Source organism: Bacillus sp. ISL-45 (assembly GCF_018613195.1).
In the GTDB taxonomy this organism is placed as follows: Bacteria; Bacillota; Bacilli; order Bacillales; family Cytobacillaceae; genus Mesobacillus.
The window spans coordinates 163,265-187,317 of record NZ_JAGGQQ010000019.1; the positions used below are offsets into that span (position 1 = coordinate 163,265).

General features: G+C 35.8%; 30 protein-coding genes. 22 read left to right on the forward strand and 8 right to left on the reverse strand.

The genetic code is table 11. The features are described 5' to 3' along the window. Window positions 1-94: 94 nt before the first annotated feature. Both shc and J7E35_RS19950 read right to left on the reverse strand, forming a co-directional pair. Window positions 95-1,981 carry a squalene--hopene cyclase gene (gene shc / locus J7E35_RS19945; protein ID WP_214783039.1) on the reverse strand — a complete coding sequence of 629 codons (1,887 nt, stop codon included), beginning with the start codon at window positions 1,979-1,981 and terminating at the stop codon, window positions 95-97. Between the two features lie 19 nt (window positions 1,982-2,000). After that, entirely contained in the window at window positions 2,001-2,150 is a 150-nt protein-coding gene (locus J7E35_RS19950; protein WP_214783693.1) for a hypothetical protein, read from the reverse strand. Between the two features lies 1 nt (window position 2,151). Here J7E35_RS19950 and J7E35_RS19955 point away from each other — a divergent pair, with 1 nt between their 5' ends. Together J7E35_RS19955 and J7E35_RS19960 are read left to right on the forward strand one after the other, a co-directional pair. Further along, window positions 2,152-3,234, forward strand: a complete 1,083-nt coding sequence (locus J7E35_RS19955; RefSeq protein ID WP_251041169.1) for a DUF2515 family protein — start codon at window positions 2,152-2,154, stop codon at window positions 3,232-3,234. A gap of 91 nt (window positions 3,235-3,325) precedes the next feature. Further along, a complete protein-coding gene (locus J7E35_RS19960) occupies window positions 3,326-3,586 on the forward strand; it encodes a GNAT family N-acetyltransferase (protein ID WP_214783042.1) in 261 nt (86 codons plus the stop codon). A gap of 109 nt (window positions 3,587-3,695) precedes the next feature. On the opposite strand, the gene J7E35_RS19965 is transcribed toward J7E35_RS19960, so the two are convergent. Beyond that, the gene (locus tag J7E35_RS19965; RefSeq protein ID WP_251041111.1) at window positions 3,696-4,220 is read right to left on the reverse strand and encodes an NUDIX hydrolase; all 525 of its coding nucleotides are present in this window, start codon (window positions 4,218-4,220) and stop codon (window positions 3,696-3,698) included. A gap of 100 nt (window positions 4,221-4,320) precedes the next feature. Here J7E35_RS19965 and J7E35_RS19970 point away from each other — a divergent pair, with 100 nt between their 5' ends. The 9 genes from J7E35_RS19970 to J7E35_RS20010 all read left to right on the forward strand — a co-directional run bounded on the left by J7E35_RS19970 (window position 4,321) and on the right by J7E35_RS20010 (window position 10,051). Continuing rightward, window positions 4,321-4,773 (forward strand): HIT family protein, encoded by a 453-nt coding sequence (locus J7E35_RS19970; protein ID WP_214783045.1) that lies wholly within the window; start codon window positions 4,321-4,323, stop codon window positions 4,771-4,773. After that, a complete protein-coding gene (locus J7E35_RS19975) occupies window positions 4,766-5,581 on the forward strand; it encodes a PP2C family serine/threonine-protein phosphatase (RefSeq protein ID WP_214783048.1) in 816 nt (271 codons plus the stop codon). Before J7E35_RS19970 ends, J7E35_RS19975 begins: the two co-directional genes overlap by 8 nt. A 346-nt stretch (window positions 5,582-5,927) precedes the next feature. Further along, entirely contained in the window at window positions 5,928-6,404 is a 477-nt protein-coding gene (locus J7E35_RS19980) for a glutathione peroxidase (protein ID WP_214783051.1), read from the forward strand. Window positions 6,405-6,423: 19 nt separating this feature from the next. Beyond that, window positions 6,424-6,864, forward strand: a complete 441-nt coding sequence (locus tag J7E35_RS19985) for a MarR family winged helix-turn-helix transcriptional regulator (protein WP_214783054.1) — start codon at window positions 6,424-6,426, stop codon at window positions 6,862-6,864. Window positions 6,865-6,987: 123 nt separating this feature from the next. Then, window positions 6,988-7,455, forward strand: coding sequence for a UPF0158 family protein (locus J7E35_RS19990; RefSeq protein WP_214783057.1), 468 nt, complete (start codon window positions 6,988-6,990; stop codon window positions 7,453-7,455). 98 nt (window positions 7,456-7,553) lie between these two features. Then, entirely contained in the window at window positions 7,554-7,967 is a 414-nt protein-coding gene (locus tag J7E35_RS19995; protein ID WP_214783060.1) for a DUF4279 domain-containing protein, read from the forward strand. Between the two features lie 467 nt (window positions 7,968-8,434). Then, the gene (locus J7E35_RS20000; protein ID WP_214783062.1) at window positions 8,435-8,734 is read left to right on the forward strand and encodes a hypothetical protein; all 300 of its coding nucleotides are present in this window, start codon (window positions 8,435-8,437) and stop codon (window positions 8,732-8,734) included. 170 nt (window positions 8,735-8,904) lie between these two features. Further along, complete coding sequence (locus tag J7E35_RS20005; RefSeq protein WP_214783645.1) at window positions 8,905-9,369, forward strand: GNAT family N-acetyltransferase; 465 nt, start codon at window positions 8,905-8,907, stop codon at window positions 9,367-9,369. Between the two features lie 262 nt (window positions 9,370-9,631). Next, window positions 9,632-10,051: a VOC family protein gene (locus J7E35_RS20010; RefSeq protein ID WP_214783065.1), complete on the forward strand. Its 420-nt coding sequence runs from the start codon at window positions 9,632-9,634 to the stop codon at window positions 10,049-10,051. Between the two features lie 1,778 nt (window positions 10,052-11,829). On the opposite strand, the gene J7E35_RS20015 is transcribed toward J7E35_RS20010, so the two are convergent. Next, window positions 11,830-12,849 (reverse strand): hypothetical protein, encoded by a 1,020-nt coding sequence (locus tag J7E35_RS20015; protein ID WP_214783068.1) that lies wholly within the window; start codon window positions 12,847-12,849, stop codon window positions 11,830-11,832. Between the two features lie 814 nt (window positions 12,850-13,663). Here J7E35_RS20015 and J7E35_RS20020 point away from each other — a divergent pair. Further along, window positions 13,664-14,554, forward strand: a complete 891-nt coding sequence (locus tag J7E35_RS20020; protein WP_214783071.1) for an MBL fold metallo-hydrolase — start codon at window positions 13,664-13,666, stop codon at window positions 14,552-14,554. Between the two features lie 19 nt (window positions 14,555-14,573). Here the strand turns inward: J7E35_RS20020 and J7E35_RS23800 are convergent, their stop codons facing one another. Next, window positions 14,574-14,846 (reverse strand): tyrosine-type recombinase/integrase, encoded by a 273-nt coding sequence (locus J7E35_RS23800; protein WP_353050385.1) that lies wholly within the window; start codon window positions 14,844-14,846, stop codon window positions 14,574-14,576. Window positions 14,847-14,882: 36 nt separating this feature from the next. Then, window positions 14,883-15,047 carry a hypothetical protein gene (locus J7E35_RS23805; RefSeq protein ID WP_353050386.1) on the reverse strand — a complete coding sequence of 55 codons (165 nt, stop codon included), beginning with the start codon at window positions 15,045-15,047 and terminating at the stop codon, window positions 14,883-14,885. A gap of 558 nt (window positions 15,048-15,605) precedes the next feature. On the opposite strand from J7E35_RS23805, the gene J7E35_RS20030 reads away from it, so the two are divergent. From J7E35_RS20030 to J7E35_RS20075, 10 genes are all read left to right on the forward strand, one after another. Then, window positions 15,606-16,460, forward strand: coding sequence for an alpha/beta fold hydrolase (locus J7E35_RS20030; RefSeq protein WP_214783074.1), 855 nt, complete (start codon window positions 15,606-15,608; stop codon window positions 16,458-16,460). A 133-nt stretch (window positions 16,461-16,593) separates the two neighbouring features. Further along, window positions 16,594-17,520 (forward strand): alpha/beta hydrolase, encoded by a 927-nt coding sequence (locus tag J7E35_RS20035; RefSeq protein WP_214783077.1) that lies wholly within the window; start codon window positions 16,594-16,596, stop codon window positions 17,518-17,520. 564 nt (window positions 17,521-18,084) lie between these two features. Further along, window positions 18,085-18,858, forward strand: a complete 774-nt coding sequence (locus J7E35_RS20040) for a Cof-type HAD-IIB family hydrolase (RefSeq protein WP_214783079.1) — start codon at window positions 18,085-18,087, stop codon at window positions 18,856-18,858. Window positions 18,859-19,024: 166 nt separating this feature from the next. Next, a complete protein-coding gene (locus tag J7E35_RS20045) occupies window positions 19,025-19,261 on the forward strand; it encodes a hypothetical protein (RefSeq protein WP_214783084.1) in 237 nt (78 codons plus the stop codon). Window positions 19,262-19,529: 268 nt separating this feature from the next. Then, complete coding sequence (locus J7E35_RS20050) at window positions 19,530-19,886, forward strand: hypothetical protein (protein ID WP_251041112.1); 357 nt, start codon at window positions 19,530-19,532, stop codon at window positions 19,884-19,886. Window positions 19,887-19,983: 97 nt separating this feature from the next. Then, window positions 19,984-20,505: a GNAT family N-acetyltransferase gene (locus J7E35_RS20055; protein ID WP_214783090.1), complete on the forward strand. Its 522-nt coding sequence runs from the start codon at window positions 19,984-19,986 to the stop codon at window positions 20,503-20,505. Between the two features lie 186 nt (window positions 20,506-20,691). Continuing rightward, window positions 20,692-20,907 carry a hypothetical protein gene (locus tag J7E35_RS20060; protein WP_214783093.1) on the forward strand — a complete coding sequence of 72 codons (216 nt, stop codon included), beginning with the start codon at window positions 20,692-20,694 and terminating at the stop codon, window positions 20,905-20,907. Window positions 20,908-21,090: 183 nt separating this feature from the next. Further along, complete coding sequence (locus tag J7E35_RS20065) at window positions 21,091-21,282, forward strand: hypothetical protein (protein WP_214783096.1); 192 nt, start codon at window positions 21,091-21,093, stop codon at window positions 21,280-21,282. A gap of 214 nt (window positions 21,283-21,496) precedes the next feature. Next, window positions 21,497-22,453, forward strand: a complete 957-nt coding sequence (locus J7E35_RS20070; RefSeq protein WP_214783100.1) for a helix-turn-helix transcriptional regulator — start codon at window positions 21,497-21,499, stop codon at window positions 22,451-22,453. 75 nt (window positions 22,454-22,528) lie between these two features. Continuing rightward, window positions 22,529-23,161, forward strand: coding sequence for a type 1 glutamine amidotransferase family protein (locus tag J7E35_RS20075; protein ID WP_214783103.1), 633 nt, complete (start codon window positions 22,529-22,531; stop codon window positions 23,159-23,161). 482 nt (window positions 23,162-23,643) lie between these two features. Here J7E35_RS20075 and J7E35_RS23610 read toward each other — a convergent pair whose 3' ends face one another. After that, a complete protein-coding gene (locus tag J7E35_RS23610) occupies window positions 23,644-23,769 on the reverse strand; it encodes a hypothetical protein (protein ID WP_285290822.1) in 126 nt (41 codons plus the stop codon). Window positions 23,770-23,882: 113 nt separating this feature from the next. After that, on the reverse strand, window positions 23,883-24,011 hold the full coding sequence (locus tag J7E35_RS23615) for a hypothetical protein (RefSeq protein ID WP_285290823.1): 129 nt from the start codon (window positions 24,009-24,011) through the stop codon (window positions 23,883-23,885). Between the last annotated feature and the right edge of the window lie 42 nt (window positions 24,012-24,053).

A 24,053-nucleotide genomic window follows, 5' to 3' on the forward strand; every position in this document is an offset into this window, starting at 1 on the left:
CCGTCTATTGTGTTTTGTTCATTTTATGGGACAGGATAGAATAATATGCTAAAGGCGAATCAAGAGAGGTTATGAACATACTAATATTGTTGGTTTATTTACCAGTCAGGAGTTCTCCACCAGCTAATTTTTGATAATTGGCCAGGGAAATCAATGGGAAAACATATTCGTAACAGTGATAATTGATATAAAAGGAGCCGGCCATTCCTCTTCCTTTTGGGTAGGCTGACGTCCAATCTTGTTCCTTCCGATCCACTAAAAAAGCTGCACCTTTTTCAATTTCAGGTGTAACTCCAGTTGCCGCTGAGATGAGTGTGTCAAGAGCCCAGGCGGTATGAGTGCGGGTACTTACGCCCAACGGAACATAAGAATTCTTGATATCACTTTTACAGGACTCTCCCCATCCGCCGTCAGGGTTCTGGATTTTCCGCAACCATGCTAGAGCTTTTTGAATAGCTGGATGTTTAGGGGAAACCCCAACTGCAATCATTCCCGTTACGGCTGCCCATGTGCCATATATATACACGCCCCAACGCCCCACCCAGGAACCATCTGACTGTTGATGCCGAAGCAGCCAGCGAACTCCATCTTTTATCATCGGATGGTGATAATCCAAGTTGGTATAGTTGCCGAAGAATTCTAAAGTCCTCCCGGTTAAATCAACCGTGGATGGATCAATCAGTAAATCCTTTCCGCCCTCTATCGGTAACAAGTTCAACACTTTCTTATCCACATTCTTTTCGAATGCCGCCCATCCTCCGTCATTGTTTTGCATGGAAACGAGCCAGTTTACTCCTCGATCCCATGCCTGCCGACAATCCATTTGTTCTGTGGCCAAAGTTCGGATGGCCCTCAGAGCAGCAGTTGTGTCGTCAATATCCGGGTGGAAAGTGTTCAAGTCTGCAAACCCCCAGCCTCCTGGTAATACGTTTGGTTCATGAATGGCCCAATCCCCGTATTTGAGATGCTGGCGGGAGAGAATGTATTGATTTGCCTTTTGAACAGTGCTGGATGAATACGGAACACCGGATTCTTGCAGAGCATAACTAATTAATGTCGTATTCCAGACCGTAGCCGTTGTGTACTGGCAGTGAAGTTCTCCGTCAATCCGGGAGGCCATTGCTTTTAAACCTTGCACTGCACGAGTAATCACTGGATGGGTATTATGATAGCCTCTCGCCAATAAGGCAAAAATCATCAGGGAGGTCGTGCTGAAATAATTTAAATAGGTGCCGTCCGGTTCGATTCGGTCCAGCATATATTTTTCCGCACGATATAATGCCATTTCGCGAAGGTTTCCATGGTATTTCAGACCCTGAATCCCTTGTTTAATCCATTTGATTAGCGAGCGGGCCTCTTCTTCTTGATCCTCTGTAAAAAAACGAACTTCTTTGTTTTGAAACAAATCGGAGAGATCGGGCGATCGGGACGTTCTCTTACGAAAATTCGTATTGGCGAGAATCAAAAAAGGGATAATGTTGGCTCTTCCGTATACGGAGAGGTCAAAAAGATCGATTGGAAAGGAGTCCGGTATAAGCATCACTTCAATATTAATGGGGAGGTGCGGCCACTCACATTGTCCTGTTAAAGCCAACAAGATTTTCAAAAACATATGGACTTCCCCGGCCCCTCCGTTGGCCATAATAAACCGCCTGGCTGCCTGGATATCCTCGTCTTTTCGATCCCGGTAACCTGAATAAAGAAGGGCATAATAGGCTTCCACAGTGGAGGTCAGATTTCCTTTATCCTGATCATGAAAGAGCTTCCAGGATCCATCTTCCTGCTGTTGTCCGGCAATACGTTCAACTAATTCTTTTATGAATCCTTCATCATCTATCTCCAATGTCCGTAATAAGATGATCATACTGCAGTCCGATGCGATTCCGGTCTCGAAAGGATAACGCCAGGCACCGTCTTCTGATTGGTCCTGGATTAACTGAGTGGCGATTCTTTCCATTTCCTTATGTACCCGATGCCTCATTTAACCCATCCTCTCCCAATTATTCATCTTTGTATTCATATTCCGTAAGCAAAATGAATATGCATTCCTTTGATGGGAATGACTGATCCGCTAAAAATGAACTTTTATGAAGGATGATGCCGTTTTTGCTGAACTCTTTCTCAGATGTGAAAAAAGAATTAAAAAACAAGATGAAAAAGAAAAATTCCAGCCATTTGCCCCGTTTGTCGGAAAGAGATAAACGATGGATTCACCTTATAAAAGAACAGACGAGACAGCTTAATCAGAACAATGTTACACGGACGAAAGCGTATTTTCAGTTTTACCTTAAGCACCCTGAAATACATTGGGCATTTCTCGGGCATATGGTATCACGAAACGTCGGATGGAACATGACGGATTTGAAAGGGGAGTTACTTACAAAGCTATTGCCTGAAAGTGATCAGAAAGATTTTTACTCCTTTTTGGAACGCGGCAGCTGGTTGATTTTTCAAGATGTGTTTCCACAATTTTTGATATATGAACTGAGTGTGAGGAGCAGGCAAGAAATGTTTCATCTTTTACCTCATTTTCACACTTCGACCTTCATGGAGACGATGTGGCGGTATTTTTGGAACAGTGGGGATCAATCTGCATTGGCGATTGCGATGGTTATAAATGAACAAAGCTATTTGGAAAAAAGATTGATTCAAAATCCTCATTATAAAAAAATCGTAACAGGTACGGTCAGCTTTAAGATGTATGATTTTTTGAACCTCAATAACACTATTTTTCCCTATGGCACAGGGGATAAGAGGGAGAAAGCCTCGCTTGCCGGCGCCGCCTTACGGTATTTCACTTCTCTTCACGAAAGAATTTTATTCGGAAAAAAATTGTATTCGCTTCTTTTTCAGCAGGAAAAGATTCTATCTGGGGTCTTGAAATGGGCCCATGAACACCCTCACACCGGCTCACGAAAAGATTATTGGCCAGATTTGTTTAATGATATAAATGAATCTTTTCCCCGGTCCCTTTATAAGCGACGGGTGAAGAATTGCGAGTTGAGAAAGGGTGCCGAGCGGCTGTACAGCCCGCCTTTAAAATACGCCTGGCCGAATACCCCTCATGAAAAGGCGGAGAGCGGAGATTGGTTTGAGGATTGGCATGTGCTGGATTATTTTCATAAAGAAGTCAGTTTGGATGGAGAGATTTTAAATAATTATTGCAAAACCATTGAAAGAATCGAACTTGCGGTTATGGCGAAGGAAGCCCTTCTGCTACGAGAAGAAGAATAATCAATAACGAGCGGAGGTCCTGATACTGTTAAAATAATGCCAGGGTAATAAATTGCCAAAAAATATAGTCCTAATATCTATTATTCGATTTGTGTACAATTTGCTGCTGTGGGTTGATAAACGGAAAACGGCAGAAGATATGATGCCGGTGTTTAGGTATTGGTTAGAAAACCTTGCTAATAACCAAGGGTTCGATGTTGGAATCAGGCATAATGGTGAGCTTGTTGGCATGATTGGCGTCCAGTTTGATTGGGGAAATCGGACTGAGAGCATTGGTTATTTTATTTCAAAGAATAGTGAAGGTAAAGGGATCATCACAATCAGCTTAAAGAGTCTTATACGATCATTATGAGGATTTGATTGTTTATAGTCATTTGAGAAATGAGCAGCCCTAAATGCTATTAGATTATTATTTAATCCCCTCGGAAGCAGACGTGCTTCTGAGGGGATCTTTCAGTTTTTCAATAGAAAGACTCCATTTCTTTTAACTGTTTTAACACATAAGCTTCGCGCTTTAACCAGCTATTATGCTCAAATGTGTCAATTAGGCTTTCATTTTGAAATATGGCTTCGTCGAGTGTAACCCATTTGGGAGTGAAGTCCAGCTCGGCCTCGTATTCATCCAATTGGAGCCCGTCTTTTTCTTCTGTTGCCAGATCACAAAGGTAGTAGTGTGAAGTCATTTGAAATAATGTATCTTCTTCGGACTCGTCCTTTTTCCGTTCAATAATTCTCCCGACCTTGTCCATTACAACACAATCAATATAGCCGGTTTCTTCTCTTACTTCTCGTTTTAGACATTCCTCATAGCTTTCATTCTTTTCTACTCCGCCACCGGGAAATTTAAAATCTCCTCTATTTGATTGAACTAGCAGAATGTGATGATTCTTTATAATAACCGCTCTTACTGCTATTCTCTCGATGGTATTCTTATAGCTAATCCTGTTGGGTTCGCCTATTGTCATATTGAAGTTCATGGTTTTCATTTAAAGCATCCTTCCACTGTTTAATTCCCTTTAGAAAATTATACCAATTTTTATATAAATATATTATACTTTTAAAAATATCAAAAAAGGTGGGGTTCCTGTGAACGATTGTTTTATCTGTAATAAACATGCTGGTACTATCCAAACTTCCGGTGTGACGATTTACGAGGATGATTATGTGTATGTCGGCCATATTGACCGGAATGGGGATCCGAACTATTTAGGCCATATTATGATTGACTTAAAAAGGCATGTACCGACACTTGGTGACCTGAACATGGAGGAAGCAAAAGTGTTTGGCATGATGATGGCCAAAGTGGGTAAGGCTCTCATGGTAAGTGAGGGTGCTGAGCATATCTATTCCTATGTGTTGGGGGATGCCGTGCCACATCTTCATATGCACCTGGTTCCGCGCTATCCGGGCACTCCAAAGGAATATTGGGGACCGAATGCTGTGTATGACTGGGAAGGTGCGCCAATGGGTGACAACGATGATGTGGTTGCACTTTGTACCCGTATCCAGACATATCTGGAGAATCATGCAGATGAATAAGCGCAGCCAGGAGTTTAGCTGGGTAGGGAGTCAGGTAAACTTCGTTGACCAACTGAATACTGTTAAGCTTGGTGAGATTGTGGTTGGGCGTTACGGTGGTAACTCGAGCTCTGGCTCGTATAAAAATGAAGATGGGTGTTTGGTATGGTTGAATGAGCAGCAAGATTGGGAGTTTGCTATTCTTCTTGACGCTCATAATACAGCGGAAAGTGCAGAGTTAGTTATTAAGCTATTCGAAATTGCGGAATCTGAAATAAAACATCTCTTGTCTCTGCCGGCAAAACATCTGACTTTTAAAAAGATTGAGGAGAAGGTATTAAGCCTATTTTTAGCAGAAGAAGTTCTGTCAGCTTGCCGAAATATTACAGGTGAAACAGCTTGTTTGATTGTCGCCAGGAAGGGTCAGTATGTTTGGTGGTTTTCGATTGGTGATAGTGTGCTCTATTTATTCCATGAGGAACTTGCTGCGATGGGCCAGTATCAGTTGAATCAAAGACAATTCTATGAATGGATCGGCGAGGTTAATACGTTTGAATTGGATGTTCCTTGTTACAGTGTTGGTGTAAGGGAATTAAGAACAGGGAAGAACCGCCTTTTTCTTACGACAGATGGGTTGATTGAATGTCCAAATGAACCTTACGCAGACCCTGCCAGCATATATCATTCCTTTAATGACACTCAAGCGGATGAAGGCATCATTACTTCCATGTTGGAAACGATTAAGGATCAGCAAGTGAGGGATAGCACGACTATCATTACCTGGAATGTGGATGTATTCAAGGAAGCCACCATGCCTAGTGATCAATAGATTTAATTCGGTATAGTCATGCGTCTTTCGTTTATTAACTTTTGTCGTGATGATGGATAGTTAATAAAAATTGACATAAAGGGAAGGAGGCACAATGAAAGTGGAGTATTTTATAGGCATAGTTCCACCAGAATATTTAGGCAATTGACCTTATTATATGAGGTCTTTTTTTATTGCACTTTCAATATTTTTACTGTGTGGTGCAGGAAGCAACCATCTAAATAAAAATCATTTAATACACGTTCTCACATTAGTAGCTGTATAAAACCTTCATCTTTGCTTATGAAATAAATATCTGTTACGATTTAATCGTACACGATTTAATTAGTAAGAGGAGTGACTATATATGAAAAATGTATATGATTTTACGGTAAAGAAGCCAAATGGACAGGAACAAAGTTTAAGTGATTATGAAGGAAAACCAATGTTAATTGTCAATACTGCAAGTAAATGCGGTTTGACTCCTCAGTTTAAGGGGCTTCAGGAAATGTATGACGAATACCAGGAGCAGGGGTTGGAGATTTTAGGTTTCCCATGCGGCCAGTTCAATGACCAGGAGTTTGATAACATCGAGGAGACGACTGAGTTTTGCCAGTTGAATTATGGTGTGTCATTCCCGATGTTCGCCAAGATTGATGTGAATGGAGCGAAAGCTGATCCGCTTTTTACTTTTTTAAAAGAACAAAAAGGCGGAGTGCTGACGAAGGATATCAAATGGAATTTCACTAAGTTCCTTGTTGACCGAAATGGGCAGGTAGTTAAACGCTATGCGCCAACTACTGAGCCGGAAAAAATCAAGAATGATCTTGTTAAATTACTCTAATCATTGAAGGATGAGTTACTTGAACGACTTTTTAACATTGGAAAACCAATTGTGCTTTGCCGTCTATGACGCGGGAAGCCAGTTTACCAAGCTTTATACAAAAGCACTAGATTCATTCGGACTTACTTATCCGCAATATCTAGCGTTATTGGCGCTTTGGGAAAAGGATGGGCTTACGCTTAAAGAGCTGGGTGATAGATTAAATCTCGGTACAGGGACTTTGACACCGATGGTCAAACGGATGGAAAGCAATAGATGGCTGAAAAGGGAGCGTTCGATACAGGATGAACGGAAGGTTTCCATCACCCTTCTTCCTAAAGCGGTTGAGCAAAAGGAAAAGATCGTACAGAAAATTGCCGCAGAACTAAAGCTATGCAATATTGAATATGAAGAGTATGAACAATTGATGAAGCAGTTAAGCGTTTTGCGGGAAAAATTGAAAACGTATAACCGGCCTTAAAAACCGCGGGTATTCGACTAACGGGCTCGGGCTCCAAAAGTCAATTTTGTAAAAAGTAATGTTATTTGAAGGAATGTTCTTAAACACACGACTGCAATAGGCCAAAACACAGGTGATCTAAAAGTGAATATAACAATAAAACTTAATGATATAATTGAGGAAATGGAAGTACAGTTTGAAGAGTCACGTTCATTACTAAATATTAAAACGGGCGTAATCGTGTTAGTAACATCGGAGGACTTAAGAGCTGCAGAAGACGAAGAACCATTTGATCATTTACCTGAATGGGAACAAGAAAATAGAAGGATTGCAATGGATGTAGTAGAAAACTTTGAAATTTATATAGAGTTACCCACTAAATGGGAACGAGATGAATATCAAATTATGGAAAACTTTTGCTTAACAGTCAGTGATCAACGGAAACAGGAACCTTTATTAAGGGCCATTAGAGGGAAGGGTGCCTTTAGAAGGTTCAAGGATAAAATATTAGAATTTGATATGGAAGAACAATGGTTTTCATACTGTGACGAGTGTTTTAAGCCAATTGCGATTGATTGGTGTCAGAAAAATAAAATAAACTATACTGAATAGGTATGATAGAGGGTGATTACTTATTAAATGGGTAATCTCCTTTTCTTATTAAAGAAAAAAAAGCAGGTTAATAAATAATACATAAAGGAGAGAAGGAATTGGATCAAACGAAAGTAATGGTTTGTTTTAGCCTGTTTGGTGATGACTTTCCAGTCGGTTACGTAACGGATAAACTCAAAATACAACCCACTAATTCACATAGAAAAGGCGATATAATTCCCAATCGTTCAACTACGCTTTACCGAAAAGAGACGTGTTGGGAATATGGTACTGAGTACGAAGAAACAGAGGATGTAAATGACCAGCTCCAAAAAATTATGGAGCAGCTGCAAAATAAATCCTTATATATTCATGAATTAAAGAAGGCATACTCCCTAGATTGTAAATTCTTTATTGTCATTAAAATTGAGGCGGGAGAAACACCCGCTTTGTATCTATCTAAGGAATTTATTAAATTTGCTTCAATCGTTGAAGCTGAAATTGACTTTGATTTATATGCTAATCCTTTTTAAAGTGGTTATTGAAACTGGGTGAGTTGAGCCAGGCAGGATTAAGTGTCTTTTTTGTTGAAATGCTTATGAAGCGAAAGGGGTAAGGCGCAGAAAAAATTTTAGGGGAGGCGATATTTTGGAAATTAAGCGTAAATTAACTTATCTTTTTACCTTGGTATTTCTAGCAATTGCAATATACCTTATTGTTGAGTCTATCTCATTTAAAGGGATATTTGACGAATTTGAACCAGTATGTATACTACTTTCTTTAATAGCATCACATTTGATAACTACCAAGATTCTTGAATAATCAGTATATTGTAATTTAACTAATTGTGTGCATAGATGTAGAAGGGGTTAACGCCTTTTTTTAGAAAATCCTTTTTTATTTAAAGTTTTAATTGCGGGGGAATTAAGTGAAATAATCCATTAAAGTCATCGCATTTACTTTTGGAACACTCTTACTTATTGTAGGCGGAATAGTTCATGTGCTATTTTTGTTATTTTCACCTGATGAATTCAACCAAGAGAAATGGATAAATAAGCCTGCGGAAAGAGTTGGTATGGTGGATAGTATGCTCTCAGAAGTGGAGTTAAAAGGAAAGACTAAATCTGAGATTATAAAGCTTCTGGGCGAGGAAGAAGAAAGGGCTTATTTTAAGGAACCAAACAATATCGTATATTATTTAGGTGACGAGCGAGGTTTTATGAGTATAGACAGTGAATGGCTGGTCATTTGGTTTGACGATAAAGACAGAGTGACAGATTATGAAATTAAAACTGATTAATGAATAACAGAGATGGTTAAACAGATTAGGTCTGAAATTCGTCTGTGAAAAAAATCTGCTTGAACATTAGTTGAAGACCAGGAGTTCTTGTGGCAGCTTCATTTTTATTGAATAACGATGCAGTTATTTTTAAGTAGAGAATTGAGTTTTTAGATTTGGAAGAGTTTAAAATGCTTTATAAGTTTACTATTATGACTCAAGAGCAGGCTGAAGATATTGCGACTAACTGGCATTACGACGGAGAGTATTCGTTTTATAATATTGAAGCTGACAGAGAAGATTTTGAAGAATTTTTAGACCCTGACAAAAGAGGTAACTCTACGTTTGCTGTAACAAAAGAAGATGAACTGATGGCTTTTTTTTCTGTTAATAAGGTAAATGATGGTGTTTTTGATACCGGCTTAGGAATGAGACCAGATATAACCGGAAAAGGGAAGGGTTTTGAATTCTTAAAGGCAGTGTTGGATTTTGTCCAATCTGAGCATAGACCTGCGAAAATTATGTTATCAGTAGCAACATTTAATCAAAGAGCTATTAAAGTTTATAGAAAAGCGGGATTTAGAGATGGTGGAACCTTTATGCAAGATACAAATGGTAGCACCTTTGAATTCTTAAAAATGACATATGAATGTTAATTTTATTCTTCAGCCAACGGGGGCGGTGAGCTAAAACGGATTAACCACCTTCTTTATTGAATTCCTTATTCAACGAGGCAGATTAGCTCAATAAGCAATTAGACTAAAAGGGGTTTTTATTTGAACATTGAAAAGCGAATTAAAGCAATAGTTCAACAAGTGAATGCTTGATTTTTGCCCCGTTTATTGTTGACACGATGATGAAAGCTATGTAACAACTAAAAAAATGTTCAGTTTGAGTCGGATGGAAAGGTGTGAAAAAATGGATAAAAAAATAGACCATATAGGAATAGCTGTACGTAATTTGAACGCCAGTATTAATCTTTATATAAATGTGTTAGGAGGGAAATTGCTAGAACGTTATAAAAACGAGGATAAAGGTGTTGAAAGTGAAATCGCTGTTATAGAAATCAATGAAGATAGAATAGAATTATTGTCTCCAACAAATAATGTCACATCACCTATTGCACGGTTCATTCAACAAAAGGGTAAAGGTGTGCATCATATTGCTTATCGGGTTGACAATCTGGAGATTGCATTAGAAGAACTTAACAAACAAGGTATTCGTACATTAGAAGGTACATTAAGAATAAACAAACACGGGAGAAGATTAATTTATCTAAACCCAGCTGATACAGAAGGAACAATTATTGAGTATTGTGATTATCCTAACCAAATTTGATTTCTTAATGAACGAATAAAACTCTAAAAATAATCAAATTCATAGTTAATTTGATTTTATTTTTTTTATGCGTAGGGTAGTTGTATCAACAGCTCCTTATCTTTTGTGCTAAAGGGTAGGTTTGTAATGGGGAAACATCTTACTGAAAAAGTGAAAGAGGAATTGGGTTGGGCATATACTGTCGTGTTTACTCCTGATTGTTGAGTGAGCTAGCGGCCAAGATCGCCAAACAAGGAGGACATTTTTATTGGAAACCATAAGATAAAGTTCAGCAAGCTATAAGCTAAAAATAAACGACAACTGACTTCAATAACGAATAATACGAAGACAAAATCTCTCCATACATTCGGGAGCATGAGTAATTGCATGGTAGTAATGATTAACAAGATTTAAATAGCGAGGCTCTAATGCAGTAAAGTTTATATATCTTTCTTTAAGTGAGGCATTGTTTAACTCACGATAATGTTGCAATCTTAAATAATTCACCGTTGATTCAAAGACAAACCGCTTTCGGTTTAATTTTATAAAACACTCTTGCTGTTTCTTGTAGGACATCAAAGACTCAAATTTATGAAGTAACTGTAAAAACTCAGTTTCATATATATCCATATTCAATTCTAACGAATGTTCCAATTTGTTCATTTCATCCCTACTTCCATATTATTACTTTAAATGGTAATGAATAAATTGTAAGAAAGCAATGATAAATTACTTTTTAATATAATATAATTTACTTTTAAAAGTAACGATTATATAGTATTAGTAAATGTATAATAGCAATTTATAAAACAAGTTTGGTAACAAAAAATAAACAAATGGGATACGTTAGTCTAGGAAGGAAAAAGGCACCTTAATATTGAATTCCTTTTAAACAGCTGATGCAGATTAAGAAGGAAGACCATTCCAAACGTGGGATTACTAGGTAAAGATACGAAAAATTATATGGAGTATGAGGAACCTATTATGAATTATCTTAAATTCTGTTTTTATCAGTTCATTTTATTTTCTGTCCTTTTTCCCATCAACCTCCTTTTCGATCATTATATTAGCAAGCCATTTACTATTGTTGATCTAGTAGCAGCCTGTATCAGTGTCCCTATTATAATAATGGTGTACTTCATAATTAATAAATTGTATAAAAACTTCGAGAATATAAGGTTGAGGAATAAGATATTCTTATCCATACCAACTTTTATCTTATCAATCTTTTTTATTGGGTTTTTGGTACAAATGTTATTTTAGGTTCTCTTCAACTGAAGGTGGAGGTTATTTGAAGAAGGAATTGGTATTTTCATTGAAGGTATAACAAGCATTTTTGCCCCCTTTAACTATCTGACAGTAATCATTATAGGTAGTTATTTCTTCTACATACTAGCTTTTTTCCTTATGTTTTACTGTAAAAGCAAAGGAACGATACTTCCCAAAAATCCATTCATCGCCTACTTATATGTACTGTTCAGTTTTATCAGTATCATTGTGAGCATGTTTTCTTTTTTTGTTCTTTCAATGTCCGGTGGGTGAAGAGAAGTAACCAGGGTGAGGTTATCCAGGAAGGATTCATCGCCTCTTTTGGTAAATACCTTATAATGCCTAACGAAGTAGTTTAGTAATTTCCTTTTATTGGACACTAATGGATGTTTTTAAAAATAAATAGTGCTTTCTTAGAATATGGGGAAGGGTTGAACACAAAGAAGAGGATCTGAAACAATGTATTGCTGCAGGTCCTATCAACGAAATTGAATCAAAAGAAAGTGACAGACAAATGCTGTCACTTTTTTTTATTTATTCGGAATCTCTTTGACGGTTTGTTTTCCTGTTTTATGATTGTAATTCACGATATATAGGATCTTCTTATTTTTCTTTATATCGATAATTTTCACCGTTTTAGTGCCGTCTTGCTCCTGCCAGTTATCCATGATGACAGGTTCAATAAACTGGCCACTTTCAGTTAAGGACTTTACCCAATTTGTAGATGGCGAGTTATTCATGAGTTGTTCTAGTTGATATAGTGTTCCTTTAAACGGAAAAGTCTCTGTTGATGTGTGGGAATGGTAGGCTGTCACGTAATCTCCGACCTGAAAATTTTCTAGTTGTAGACTTTCTCCTTTTTGGTTTTTAAAATTGATCGACTTGTCAAAAGTAAAATCGACTCTGTTTATACGGAATCCGTTTGGTAAAACTTTCGTGATGTATCCAGTGTACATAAAATCTTTTTTATTTTTGAGCGCTTTCTCCTGGTCTTCTTTTAACTTCTCGGCAAACTCATTTTTGATCTCTATTACTTTTAAATCCTTATTTTTCAGATTAAGAGCAGCTTCGTATTTTTTTCCGTTTGGAGTCCTTTCGAAAAAATGAATGATTAGTTCATCATCCGTTATTTTTTGTATGGATGGCGAAATGATTTTTCCCATAGGTTGATATTCGAGAATGTAACGAACCGCTTTGCTTATATCCTGGCTTCTCTTGTCATCATAGAGGATGACCCTAGTTGCTTCCCCTTGTCCCGGAAAGGATGTCTTTATTTCTCCTGTCGTTTTTAAACTAATAAGGCTCCCGGATTGAAGGTCTGTGGCAGTAATTTTTTCACCAGAAGTCGTACCAATTACAGCCTTATCGATTGAATAGTAGGTACTGCCAACAAGAATTCTGCCTTCACTTGTTTCTTGGATAATACTTGCAGAATTTACGAGATCATCATTCATGTTGACCTGGCCAACAAGTTTTGTTTTGGTTGGGATGCAACCAGTTAATGTAATAAGGAGTATAATGATGATAAATATATTAATCTTCTTATGCATTTTCTTTTCCTCCTCTATAGGATTCCCCAGAACTGTTTTGTTGGCATGCAGTTAGTATAAGTAAAAAGAATAAAACAACTAACTTAGATTTGTTTTTCATAGTACCACCCTCCATAATTTTAGACGATACTTTAAAAAATTGGTTACGTTTGTATTAATATCGTATTATTTCGTCTCGATAATAAATTCTGATGCCGGTAAAAACAAGGGCCTTTATGGACCCTTTTTGTGGGGAAATTCTAATCAACTTAAGGGTAAAAGGAATTCATCGCCTTTTTTGTTGAATTCCTTATTAAACAAACGGAGTATAGTTGAATAAGCATTATTTTAAATCTATGTAAAAATGTAGTGATTACCCAAATTACAAATACTTACTCAGTTGATTTAATAAAAATTATGTTGAAATCATTAGGTGATATAAATGAAACAAACAATGATAACAGGGAATTTCTTAAAGAACAAAGTTTTCGTATAGCTTTTAATTTAGCAATGATAATTGTAATTTTATTGAAATGCATAGGAGCCATAGAAAAGAGTTTTAAAATTTGCTTATTCTTTTAACCTGTTTGTTAATAGTTCTATTTATAAATAAAATAATTTTAAAACTAAATTTATTTAAAGGTTTATTAGAGGGAAAAAGTAAAAGAAAATTCATGCAATTAATAAATTGGCCTACTTGGATATTGGTGCTAATTGTGATTTTTAGAAGTTAATTTAGCTTTTTGATTTGTTACATATGCTACTAACGGATGCGTTGTTCAGAAAGGATTAACGCTTTTTGTTAGAAATCCCTATTCAACAACGGGGCAGTTAGTTGAAGCAAAAAGATAGAAAAAGAGCAATGGAGGAGATTAAAGTGAAAATTGAATTTTTAGGAACTGCTGGTCCAATGGCTGTCCCACGACCTTTGTGTAAATGTGAGGTTTGCCACCAAGCAAGAGAAAAGGGTGTTCCATACAGTCGTTCTTGCCCTAGCTTATTTTTACACGGACCTAATCTTTTATTTGACACCTCAGAAGATATAAATATGCAAATAAATCGTTCACAAATTACAGAAATAAACGGACTATTTTACTCACATTGGCATCCAGACCACGTAATGGGGAGAAGAGTATTGGAACAGTTAAACACAAATTATGTTAATCACCCACCAAAGAATACGAGAACCGATGTATTCCTCCCTGAACAAGTAGGAATTGATATCAAACGTTTTCTAGGAACTGGAGACCATCTTGAATTCTTAAACGACAAGGGGTACATAAAAATTCATATTATAGCAGATGGAAATTCTGTGAACTTTAATGATGTAGAAGTAACACCTTTTAGATTAGCTGAAGATTATGCTTATGGCTTTTTGGTACAGGATACAGATAACAAAATCTTGATCATTCCTGACGAACTGAGTAACTGGGACCCTGATAATAGATTTGATGGGCTAGACCTCGCAATTTTACCGATTGGTGTATTAGAATATCACCCTTCTACTAGAGAGAGAGTTGTTGATGTAAATCATCCAGTTTTAAAAGAAGAATGTACTTTTTCTGAGACAATTGAAATTATAAAAAAACTCAATCCGAAAAAAACTTTGCTTACCCACATAAATGGCTTTAGTTTCGATGATTTAAAGGCTTTAGAAGATAGACTAGAGTTGGAGGGTCTGAATATTGAAATTGCCTACGATACATTATTAGTTGATGTAGAGTAGTCGTACATTTTTTGTTGTGCTAACGGGTACAAGAGTACAGAAGCAACTCATTTTTGCGTTGCTTCTTCGCTTTGTTAAAAGTATCTCTGGTAAAACCCTTTCTGAACCTTCTGCTTAGTTGAGCATAAATCCTAATGGTTTCGCTTTTCTCGTGGCCCAAAAGGCTTTGAATTACTTCTAATGGTGCTCCATTATTTAATAAATGGGTGGCATTGCTGTGTCTTAGTTGGTGGGGGTGAACTTCCTTATCTATGCCGGCACGAGCTGAGATTTTTTTTATGTAATACTTCATTTGATTCAATATTCATTCTGTGTGGCTGCCTCTCCGTTACGAAAATAGCTGGATCCTTATCTTGTCGGCTATCAAAGTATCGTTTAAGCCATAATTCAGCTCTGATATAAAATTAAAGTAGACTTCCCGTTCCTTATCGCGCTTTCTCCTGACTATAGACCAAATAAATGCAATTGCGATCCAGTGCAGCGAATTCTCCAATTCTGCAGCCAGTAGAAAACATCAATTCGAATAGTGCATTTTCCATGGGGCTAATACAGGCTTCAAGTTAAGTTCAATCTCCCTTTCTGATAGAAACTTTGGGATTCTCTTGCCGGCTTTAGGTTCCTTGATCTTTGCTGCTGGATTAAGGGGTATATGCCTTTCCTCGTGACACCAGCCAAACAATGACTTCATTAATCCAGTCCTGTGAGCCATAGGAGAAGGTTTTAAGTCCTTGCCTTGAGTAGCTAGATATTCCTTTAACCTTTCTGTATCGAAACTATCAATATTCGGATCATTAAAATAACCAATTAGCAACTTCGCTTGGAGTCAATATGCTTTTATAGTATAAGGTGAAAAGCCTTCTATAAGTTTATCAGCTTCATAGGATTTCCACGCAGTTGATAATAACAAACAAATTCCTCCCATTTAATTGGATACTAAGAGGAATTATTGCATGTTTTATAGAAATTAAGACTCAAGGTATTCAATAGGAATGAAAAGATTATTAAAAGACTTTTAATGTAAAGATAAATAGGAAAGTAAGGGGATTCAGTAATGTCCTACTGGGAAAAGAAAATAATTCATACCGCACGCGGACACTTTGAGGTTTTTGTTAAAGGAGAGGGCAATCCGGTTTGCGTCACTCACCATTATTCAGAATTTAACCATACGGGTGATTACTTCGCAGATACTTTTACAGAGAATAATATGGTCTACCTTGTGAATTTAAAACATACTGGAAATTCAAGTAAGGCAAATGAGGCTCATGAGTTGAGTATGTTTGATGCTGTATACGACCTTGAAGCAATCAGAGAGGCCCTTGGTTATTCGCAATGGAGCTTTGCCGGACACTCGACAGGAGGAATGATAGGAGTCATTTACGGTATTCATTTTTCAAAGTCACTCACTTCACTAATAATTGTCGGGGCAGCTGCCAGGAAGTATGCTAATTCATCCTCTGAGTGTATCTATCATCCTGACCACCCACAGTTCGATCGAATGCAGCAACTTATTGAGACTTTAAAACGCACTGATTTATCACCTAGTGAAAGGGAGCGTTTCTCAAAAGAGAGAACGAAGCTGTCTTTGTTTCATCCGGATCAGTATGATGAATACTTTCCTTTAGGCATACATAAAAAGATGTCTGCTCCAAGAATGAATTTTTTTATCAGGGAAGAAATGATCTTTGATGTAACCCGTGAGTTAGAAAAAATCTCAACTAATACTTTAATAGTGAGTGGCCGATACGATGTACAATGCCCGCTTTCTTTCTCCGAAGAAATAAAAGAGTTAATACCAAAATCACAACTATTTGTTTTTAATGAAAGCAATCATTACCCTTTCCTTGAAGAAAAGTTGTTGTTTAGACAAGTCATCTCGACTTACTTAGAACAAACGGCTTCTAATTGAACGATAGAAAGATATATTTATTTCAAGAAAAAACCAATATTGAGGTTTTATTTTTCTGGAATATTCCTAATATTTCGAACTGGATTGTGAATATGATGATAAAATTAAAAAAAGATAGAGGAGCGTAAATACTGTGTCTGAAACAAAGTTCGCTGAACTTCAAAAAGATCTTTTTAGTCTATTTAAGCTGGGGAAATATAATGAAGTACATTCACTAATTGATAGAGCACAGGGGGAATTTCCTGAAAGACTACATAAAACAATCTTTTGGAGGGCTTGTGTTTATTCTTTACAAGGAAACCAAGAAAACGCCATCGCAGTTCTGAAAGAAGGATTAAAAAAGGGAATATGGTGGAACCCTTTGACTTTAACTCGTGACCCGGATTTAAATAACCTTCAAAACATCGAAGAATTTAAAATGATAGTAAATGAGTGCCAGCAAATTTTAGGAAATCATAAATATATATCTAAACCTCAACTGTTTACTTATGGAAATGATCAATCAAATACAGGAATATTTTCTTTGCATTGGCGGGGGTCTAATGTAAAAGATTTCGCTCCTTATTGGTTCGACGATGGTTTGTTAGACGATTATCTTTTTGCATTTCCGCAATCATCTCAGGTTTTCGGATACAATGCTTATTGCTGGGACAACCAAAATATTGCCGTTGAAGAGATATCGGTATCATTCAGCGATTTTAAAGAAAAATATAATACAAAACAGGATATTATTGCTGGTGCATCACAAGGCGGGAAATTAGCGATTGAACTAAGTTTAAATGGAAATATTCTTGGGACAAAAGGATTTATAGCAGTTATCCCAGCCATTCAGGATGTGGCTTCTTTAGAAAGTTTACTAATTGGAAATAGAAATAAAATTAAGGGCTGCATTATTACTGGAGATAAAGACCCTTTTTATAATAAAACCGTTGAGTTAGTAAAACTTTTTGAGGAAAATAACTTTCAATGCAAATTTATGGTCAAAGAGGGTTTAGGGCACTTTTTCCCTGCTGATTTTACAGATTTGCTAAAAGAAGCCGTTGAATTCATCAATTCATAACCTAAAAAGTTTCGCCTTGAAAGAGTAGCAGCTCATACATTTTATAGCAAAATGGGTTATGAAGCTAAGAGTACGGGCCTCTCCAAGAGCCTTATCTCACAATAGTTGCAGATTTGTTAAAGAAACAGTTGGAAAATGAAGGGTTTTTAAATCTGATACTCGAACTAATATAGTTGATTAACAAAAAAGGGGAGAGTAATCAGTGTTAAAGAGTAATGAACTCGATTATAGGTAAATCTCCTACAATCTTAGATTTGGACGAGGAAACTTCCAGAGATGTTGAGAAAATTTGTTCCTTATGTTTTAGGAGATAAGCACGATAGAAAAGTTCTAAATGAAAAACTTGATGTTTTTAATATAAAGCAAATAATTGGTTATACAGAACTTCAGTTGATCTTGGGATACAGAATATAAAACGAATTCTTAGAAAGCAAATCTTCAACTAATGGCTGCGGTTGATCCAGGAAGGATTAACTGGCTTTTTTTTTGAATTCCTTAATAAGCCAAAGAAGCAGGGAGTTGAAGAAGATAGCCCTTTTGGGTAGTCATATCTGGGGGATTATTATGAGTTATAAAATTGTGTTTTTAGATGTTGATGGAACTATTACAAATTACGAAGATGGCAGCATTCCTATTTCTACAATTGAAGCTATAAGATCTTTGAAAAGCAAAGGGTTAAAGGTTGTGGCTGCAACAGGTAGACCACTTTCAATGTGTAAGGAACTACAAGAATTAGGTATCGAAACATTTATAACAGCAAATGGCGGGTATGTGAAACACAATCAAGAAGTTATTCATAAAGTACCAATGGATAAAGGCATAATTAAAGAAGTTATGGAATTTGCGAAAATAGAGAATAACGGTTTGTCATTTTATACAGAAGAATTAAGTATGAATGGTGTAACAGAACTAAAAATCTTATCTGCCTTAAAGGAAACTTTGTCTCTAAATAAATATCCTGGAACTCAACCCTTAATTCATAATGAAGACGTATTCTTATTGTGTTTGTTTGCAAATGATAAAACAGTTGAGAAGTATATACAAAAGTTTCCGTATCTAAGATTTAGACGGTGGCATCCCTATGTGTTAAATGTTTTGCAGGAGGACGTTTCAAAGTCTTTAGCTATAATGAAAACTTTAGAATTCTTTGGTATTGATAAATCGGAAGCTATAGCTTTTGGTGACGGTGAAAATGATATTGATATGTTGGAATTAGTAGGGCTAGGTATAGCAATGGGAAATGGAAAAGAAAAATTGAAAAATATTGCGGATTTTGTTACTAAACCATCAAGTGAAGATGGAATTGACTACGCATTAAAAAGGTATGGAATTATTTAAATTATTTAGTTCTGCATTGGATGGCAATTGTTCTTTAAAGGAATATCGCTGTTTTTCTTTTTTTTAAACGAGGCAAGTAAGTTTATAAAAATGGTTTTTATTCCCTGTTATAAAATTATTCAGTATAATTAACTGGAGAATAATAACTGAAAAACGGGGGGATATTATGCTTTTTATTTTTGTTTCTTTGGTTGTTGTAATTGTTTCTATTTTAGTTATTCAAAGTAGAGGAATTGAAAATCCTTTTTCTAAAGGGATTGGCCTTGCTATTGCATTATCTATTTTAGCAGCCGTTAGTCTTTCACAAAACTATACACAAAGTCTAATTCCTGAAGCCAATGATGGGATTGGTATTTCAAATAAAATGGCTTATTGGATCATCGGTGAAGATGGTTGGTCCTAGGAAATGTTTAAATATGTCTTTGAACTGTCAATTCACATATCTATAATTTTAATTGCATCCTATCCAATTGTTCTAATGCTTGAATCGAAATTGGGTAGGAAAACTGCATAAAATAATGCTGCCCAAAGAGGCAGCTTTTCTTTCTTCTTTAACTAAAGGGCGGGTTAGGTTGAATAAGGAACAGCGGGAGCCTTTGTAAGTTAGCGCAAGTTATTGAACCTTGTAAATAGGGAGCGCATTTTAATAAATGAGGAGGAGGAGGAGAATCTTGAACAAGTTCTTTTTTATACCAATACTTATTATATTAGCAATAATGGTAATTGGTCTTGATGTGTTTAATTCGAAACAAGAAGTGCCGATTGAACTGGTGGCATTTGAAAGTCTAACGAATAAAGAAAAGGAGCGAATTCCTGTAAGTCCTAAAGATTCGTATGTAAAGAAAGTTACTGTGAACGCGGAAATAAAATCGGAAATCGATAAAAATTATGATGAGAAAGAAGTATATGCCGTTACTTTTCGTCATTCAGGAGCTGATTCTTCTGGAAATCTAGAAGTTTATATTGGCCTGGAAAAAAGACTGTTGTTGGGAAGAAGCCTGATTAGAAACCATTTGTATTTAGCCTAAATATAATATACAAAAAAAGGTACTTTAACAAACATGCAGTAATGTTAATAAATAGTATAACTTTTCTTTATTAAGCGACAGTTAAGGAGTGGAGAAGTTGGCTAAGAAAGAAGATATTGTTATCCGAAGAGCGAATTTAGGAGATGCTTTAGCGATCTTACATATACAAAAAGAAGTAGTATCGGAAGGAGATTATTTAATAACTCTTTCAGAGGAATTTAATAAGACATTAGAACAACAAAGAGAATGGATAGGGAAGATTTTGCAGAACGATAAAGAAACAATTTTGGTTCCCGAAATTCCAAATGAGATAGTAGGCTGGATAGTGCTTATATCACCAAACAGAATAAGGCTTTCTCATAATGGTTCGATTGGAATGATGATAAAGAAAGATTATCGAAGTATGGGGATTGGTAAGTTATTGATGAAAGGTATGTTGGATTGGGCAGAACAAAATCCATTTATTGAAAAAGTTTCTTTAGGCGTATTCTCAACAAATGAAAGAGCAATAGCTTTATATAATAGTATGGGGTTTATCGAGGAAGGGAGAAAGATTAAAGAATTCAAGATGGATACCAATGAATATGTAGATGATATCTTAATGTACAAGCTTGTCTAAATACTATTGTGTTAAAGGGAGCGTTGATCCAGGATTAACGCGTTTTTTGTGAACTTCTTATAAAAATAAAGATACAGGAGTTGAACAAGGAATTTAAGATATTAGGTCCTATTCTTCAATAATAAAATTAAATAAAACAATAGGTAGGAAGATATGAAAAAAAGAAATTTTTAAATCGGAGCTCTTTTGGTAATTGCAACGTTCATAAAGGGTGGAAGAGATTTCTATTTAGCAAAAGAAGATCATCCACCGAACTTTTCTCCTTTGACAGAAGTTTTTAAAGACGGGGGAACAAAAGTTTATTCAGGTATAAGCTACAAGGTGATTGATTATAATCAACTCCATGGACGAAAAGATGTGGTGTTACTCCCTTTTTATATAGATGATTGGGAATTAAAATAACAGTTACTTTTGAGTAAAGTAAAGGGAACACTGTCCTGGAAGGATTCATGCACTTTTGTCTAATCCCTTTTTAAACAAACGAAGGATAACACAGAAGTAACAAAATTTTATCCAAATAAAAAACAAAAGTATATGTGGCACTTTTGGGGAAAAGAGGACGAGTTAGAGGGTGAATTTAAGGTTATGGCCTCCCATAAAGAGAGTGGGGAACAGATTGCAATATTAGAAGGCCACTCTTTGGCAGGTCCTTATAACGGAGCGGATCGGCACGTTCCATCCAATATGTCTCTTCCTAAAGAAGGTATTTGGAAGTTGGATGCATATATAGGAGATAAGTTATTTGGGACGATATTCATAAAAGTTTATGAAGGTTAAGAGAGATTTTATACAGAATCACTTATTATATGTTAAAGGGTCAAGAGTTCTCAACCGTGCTGCTAGAGAAGGCAGCATTTTCTTGTTCGACTAACGGGGCAGGATAGTTAAAAAAAGTTTTTCTTTTATGGATAGGTGCAAACTGTGTAGGAGGACCTTATGAATGAATTGTATAAGTTGTTAGAAAATAAATTTCATATAGAGGTGGAATTATATGCCTAAAATTGACAATATGTTAGCAATTCTATGGATGCTTCGTTCAGGTGAAAAAATTACTGCAAAACAAATTTCAGAAAAGTTAGAGATGAATATAAGGACTGTGTATCGTTATATTGATACAATTTCAACAAGTGGCGTACCTATAATTTCAGAACCAGGACATAACGGTGGATACACTTTATTGAACAATTTTATTGAGGCTCCTCTTTTTTTTGATTTTGAAGAGCAAACTTCACTTTTTCACGCTGCTGTTTTTGCAGAAGAAGCCGGATATTATGGAGGTGAAGCACTAAATAGGGCCATTTCAAAACTAAGTAAATACTCAAATCAAGAGCAGGTAACAAAGATAAACCAACATTTAACTAGTCTTGAAGTAATAAGTCGATTAAGTTCACTCTCTATGGAACCTTTTTTGAAAGAATTGGAGCAGGCTGTAGCTGACGGGTACTCAGTAAAAATTCTTTACCATAAAAGTGGCGAAAAAAATTATAGATTGGTCGATCCGTACAGAATTATCTATTGGAATAATAAGTGGTATGTGACTGGATTTTGTCATCTTAGGAATGATATCCGTAGTTTTAGAGTAGATCGAATTGAAAGTCTAATGCTAACCGAAAATAAGTTTAACCGGCCAGAAAATTTTTCAGCACGGGACTTTTTTATGAAAAACCTCCTTCCAACTATAGAAGATAAGGAAGGGATTACTTCTTTAGTTATTAATGGAAATGAAAGTACGCTGAATGATGTTTGCCAACATTGGTTTTTAGGACATTATTTACATGAACGAAATTCAAATCAAGCAGTATTCCTTCTTGAAAAAGATATAATACATACATATATACCTTATTTACTTTTCCCGTACGGTAAATCTATTCAAATTATCGAGCCAATAAGTCTAAAGAAAAGACTTATTGAAGTTCTGTCGGAATTAATAAAATTTCATCAAGTATGATAACTTCCCTGACGTTAGCTGTCAGGGAAGTTTTATTATAATTGCTATATAAATTGTGATTGGGAGTGTTATTGGATGCAAACAAAAAAAGTTTATCTATATGTATTTAACACAATGTCAGACTGGGAATATGGATATTTAATTGCCGAACTAAACACAGGAAGATATTTCAAAAACGGTATAGTACCTTTAAAAGTAGTTACAGTAGGAGCTAATAAAGAATTGATTACTACGATGGGGGGACTGAGCATAAAACCAGATATTTCCATTGATGAGTGTACTCTTGAGAGTAAAGATCTTTTAGTTTTGCCTGGAGGGACTACTTGGGGAGAAGTGATTCATCAACCAATCATGAAAAAAATTGGCGAAGCCTTAAAGCTCGGCACCATTGTTGCTGCAATTTGTGGTGCAACTGAGGCTCTTGCGAATATGGGATACTTAGATTCTCGAAAACATACAAGCAATGATTTAGAGTATTTTAAAATGGTCTGCCCTAATTATAAAGGAGAAAAATATTATGAGATGAGACCTGCGGTATCTGGTGAGAATTTGGTTACTGCATCAGGGGTTGCGCCTCTGGAATTTACGATGGAAGTATTTAAAAAATTAGAAGTATTTGCACCAGATACTTTAAATTCATGGTATAACCTAAATAAGACTCATAAACCTGAATACTTCTTCCAGTTAATGAATTCAATAAATAGATGAGCTAAAAAAACAACTTAGCAGATTTATATTAGTTTTAAAAAAACCATGCTTTAGACAATGTCAAAGCGTGGTTTTTAATGAAAAAGCCCAATTTCTCTATTAATTAAAGGTGAAGTAGGGCTTTTTAGTATAGAAAATTCCTTAACGTTGTAAATCCGCATTTTCCTGACGATACCCCTTCTTCTTTCTATTTTCGGCAATTAGCAAAAACCAAAAAACAAAGGGAATTTTCAGCCTGTATATAAATAACTATTCAGATAGCATATATTTTCTTTGCAATTAGCTTATTGATTTCTATATTTACTATGATGAATTAATGGCCTTGATGGAATAAGAATTTTTCTTATTTAACATAAGAAGCAGGATAGTTAAACAAGGTCTTTGTCTTTGTGGTAAAATATGGTGATGATACTTTTTTAAGGAGGAATATTATTTTGATAAAAAAAAGCTACAAACCTTTGATGATTTAATAGCTTTGGTTCTTACTTTTCTTCTTGCACCCTTAATGGAAAAGGTATTTTAGGACTATTTATTGATTTAGATAATATTTTTTTATCATCCATATTAATAGGTATTTTCATAATTTTAGCTTTTGTGATTACAGCCATTGAAATGTACCACCTCTGACATAGTATTTACCACCTAATGACAAAAAGTGTACCACAGAATGACAGACTGTTTACCACTACTTAGATTAACCATTTTATTACGTAGTAGACTCTTACTGCCCAACAACGATTGTCATCATTGTGGAATATATGAATAATAATTCGTTATCATCTGGTATGATTTTATTATGGAGTTTAGCAATATTGTGAAGTTCTTCACTTAAACTAACGATGCAGTTCAAGAAGAACAGCAGAAAAACAGCCCATCCCCAGACCTGTAAGGA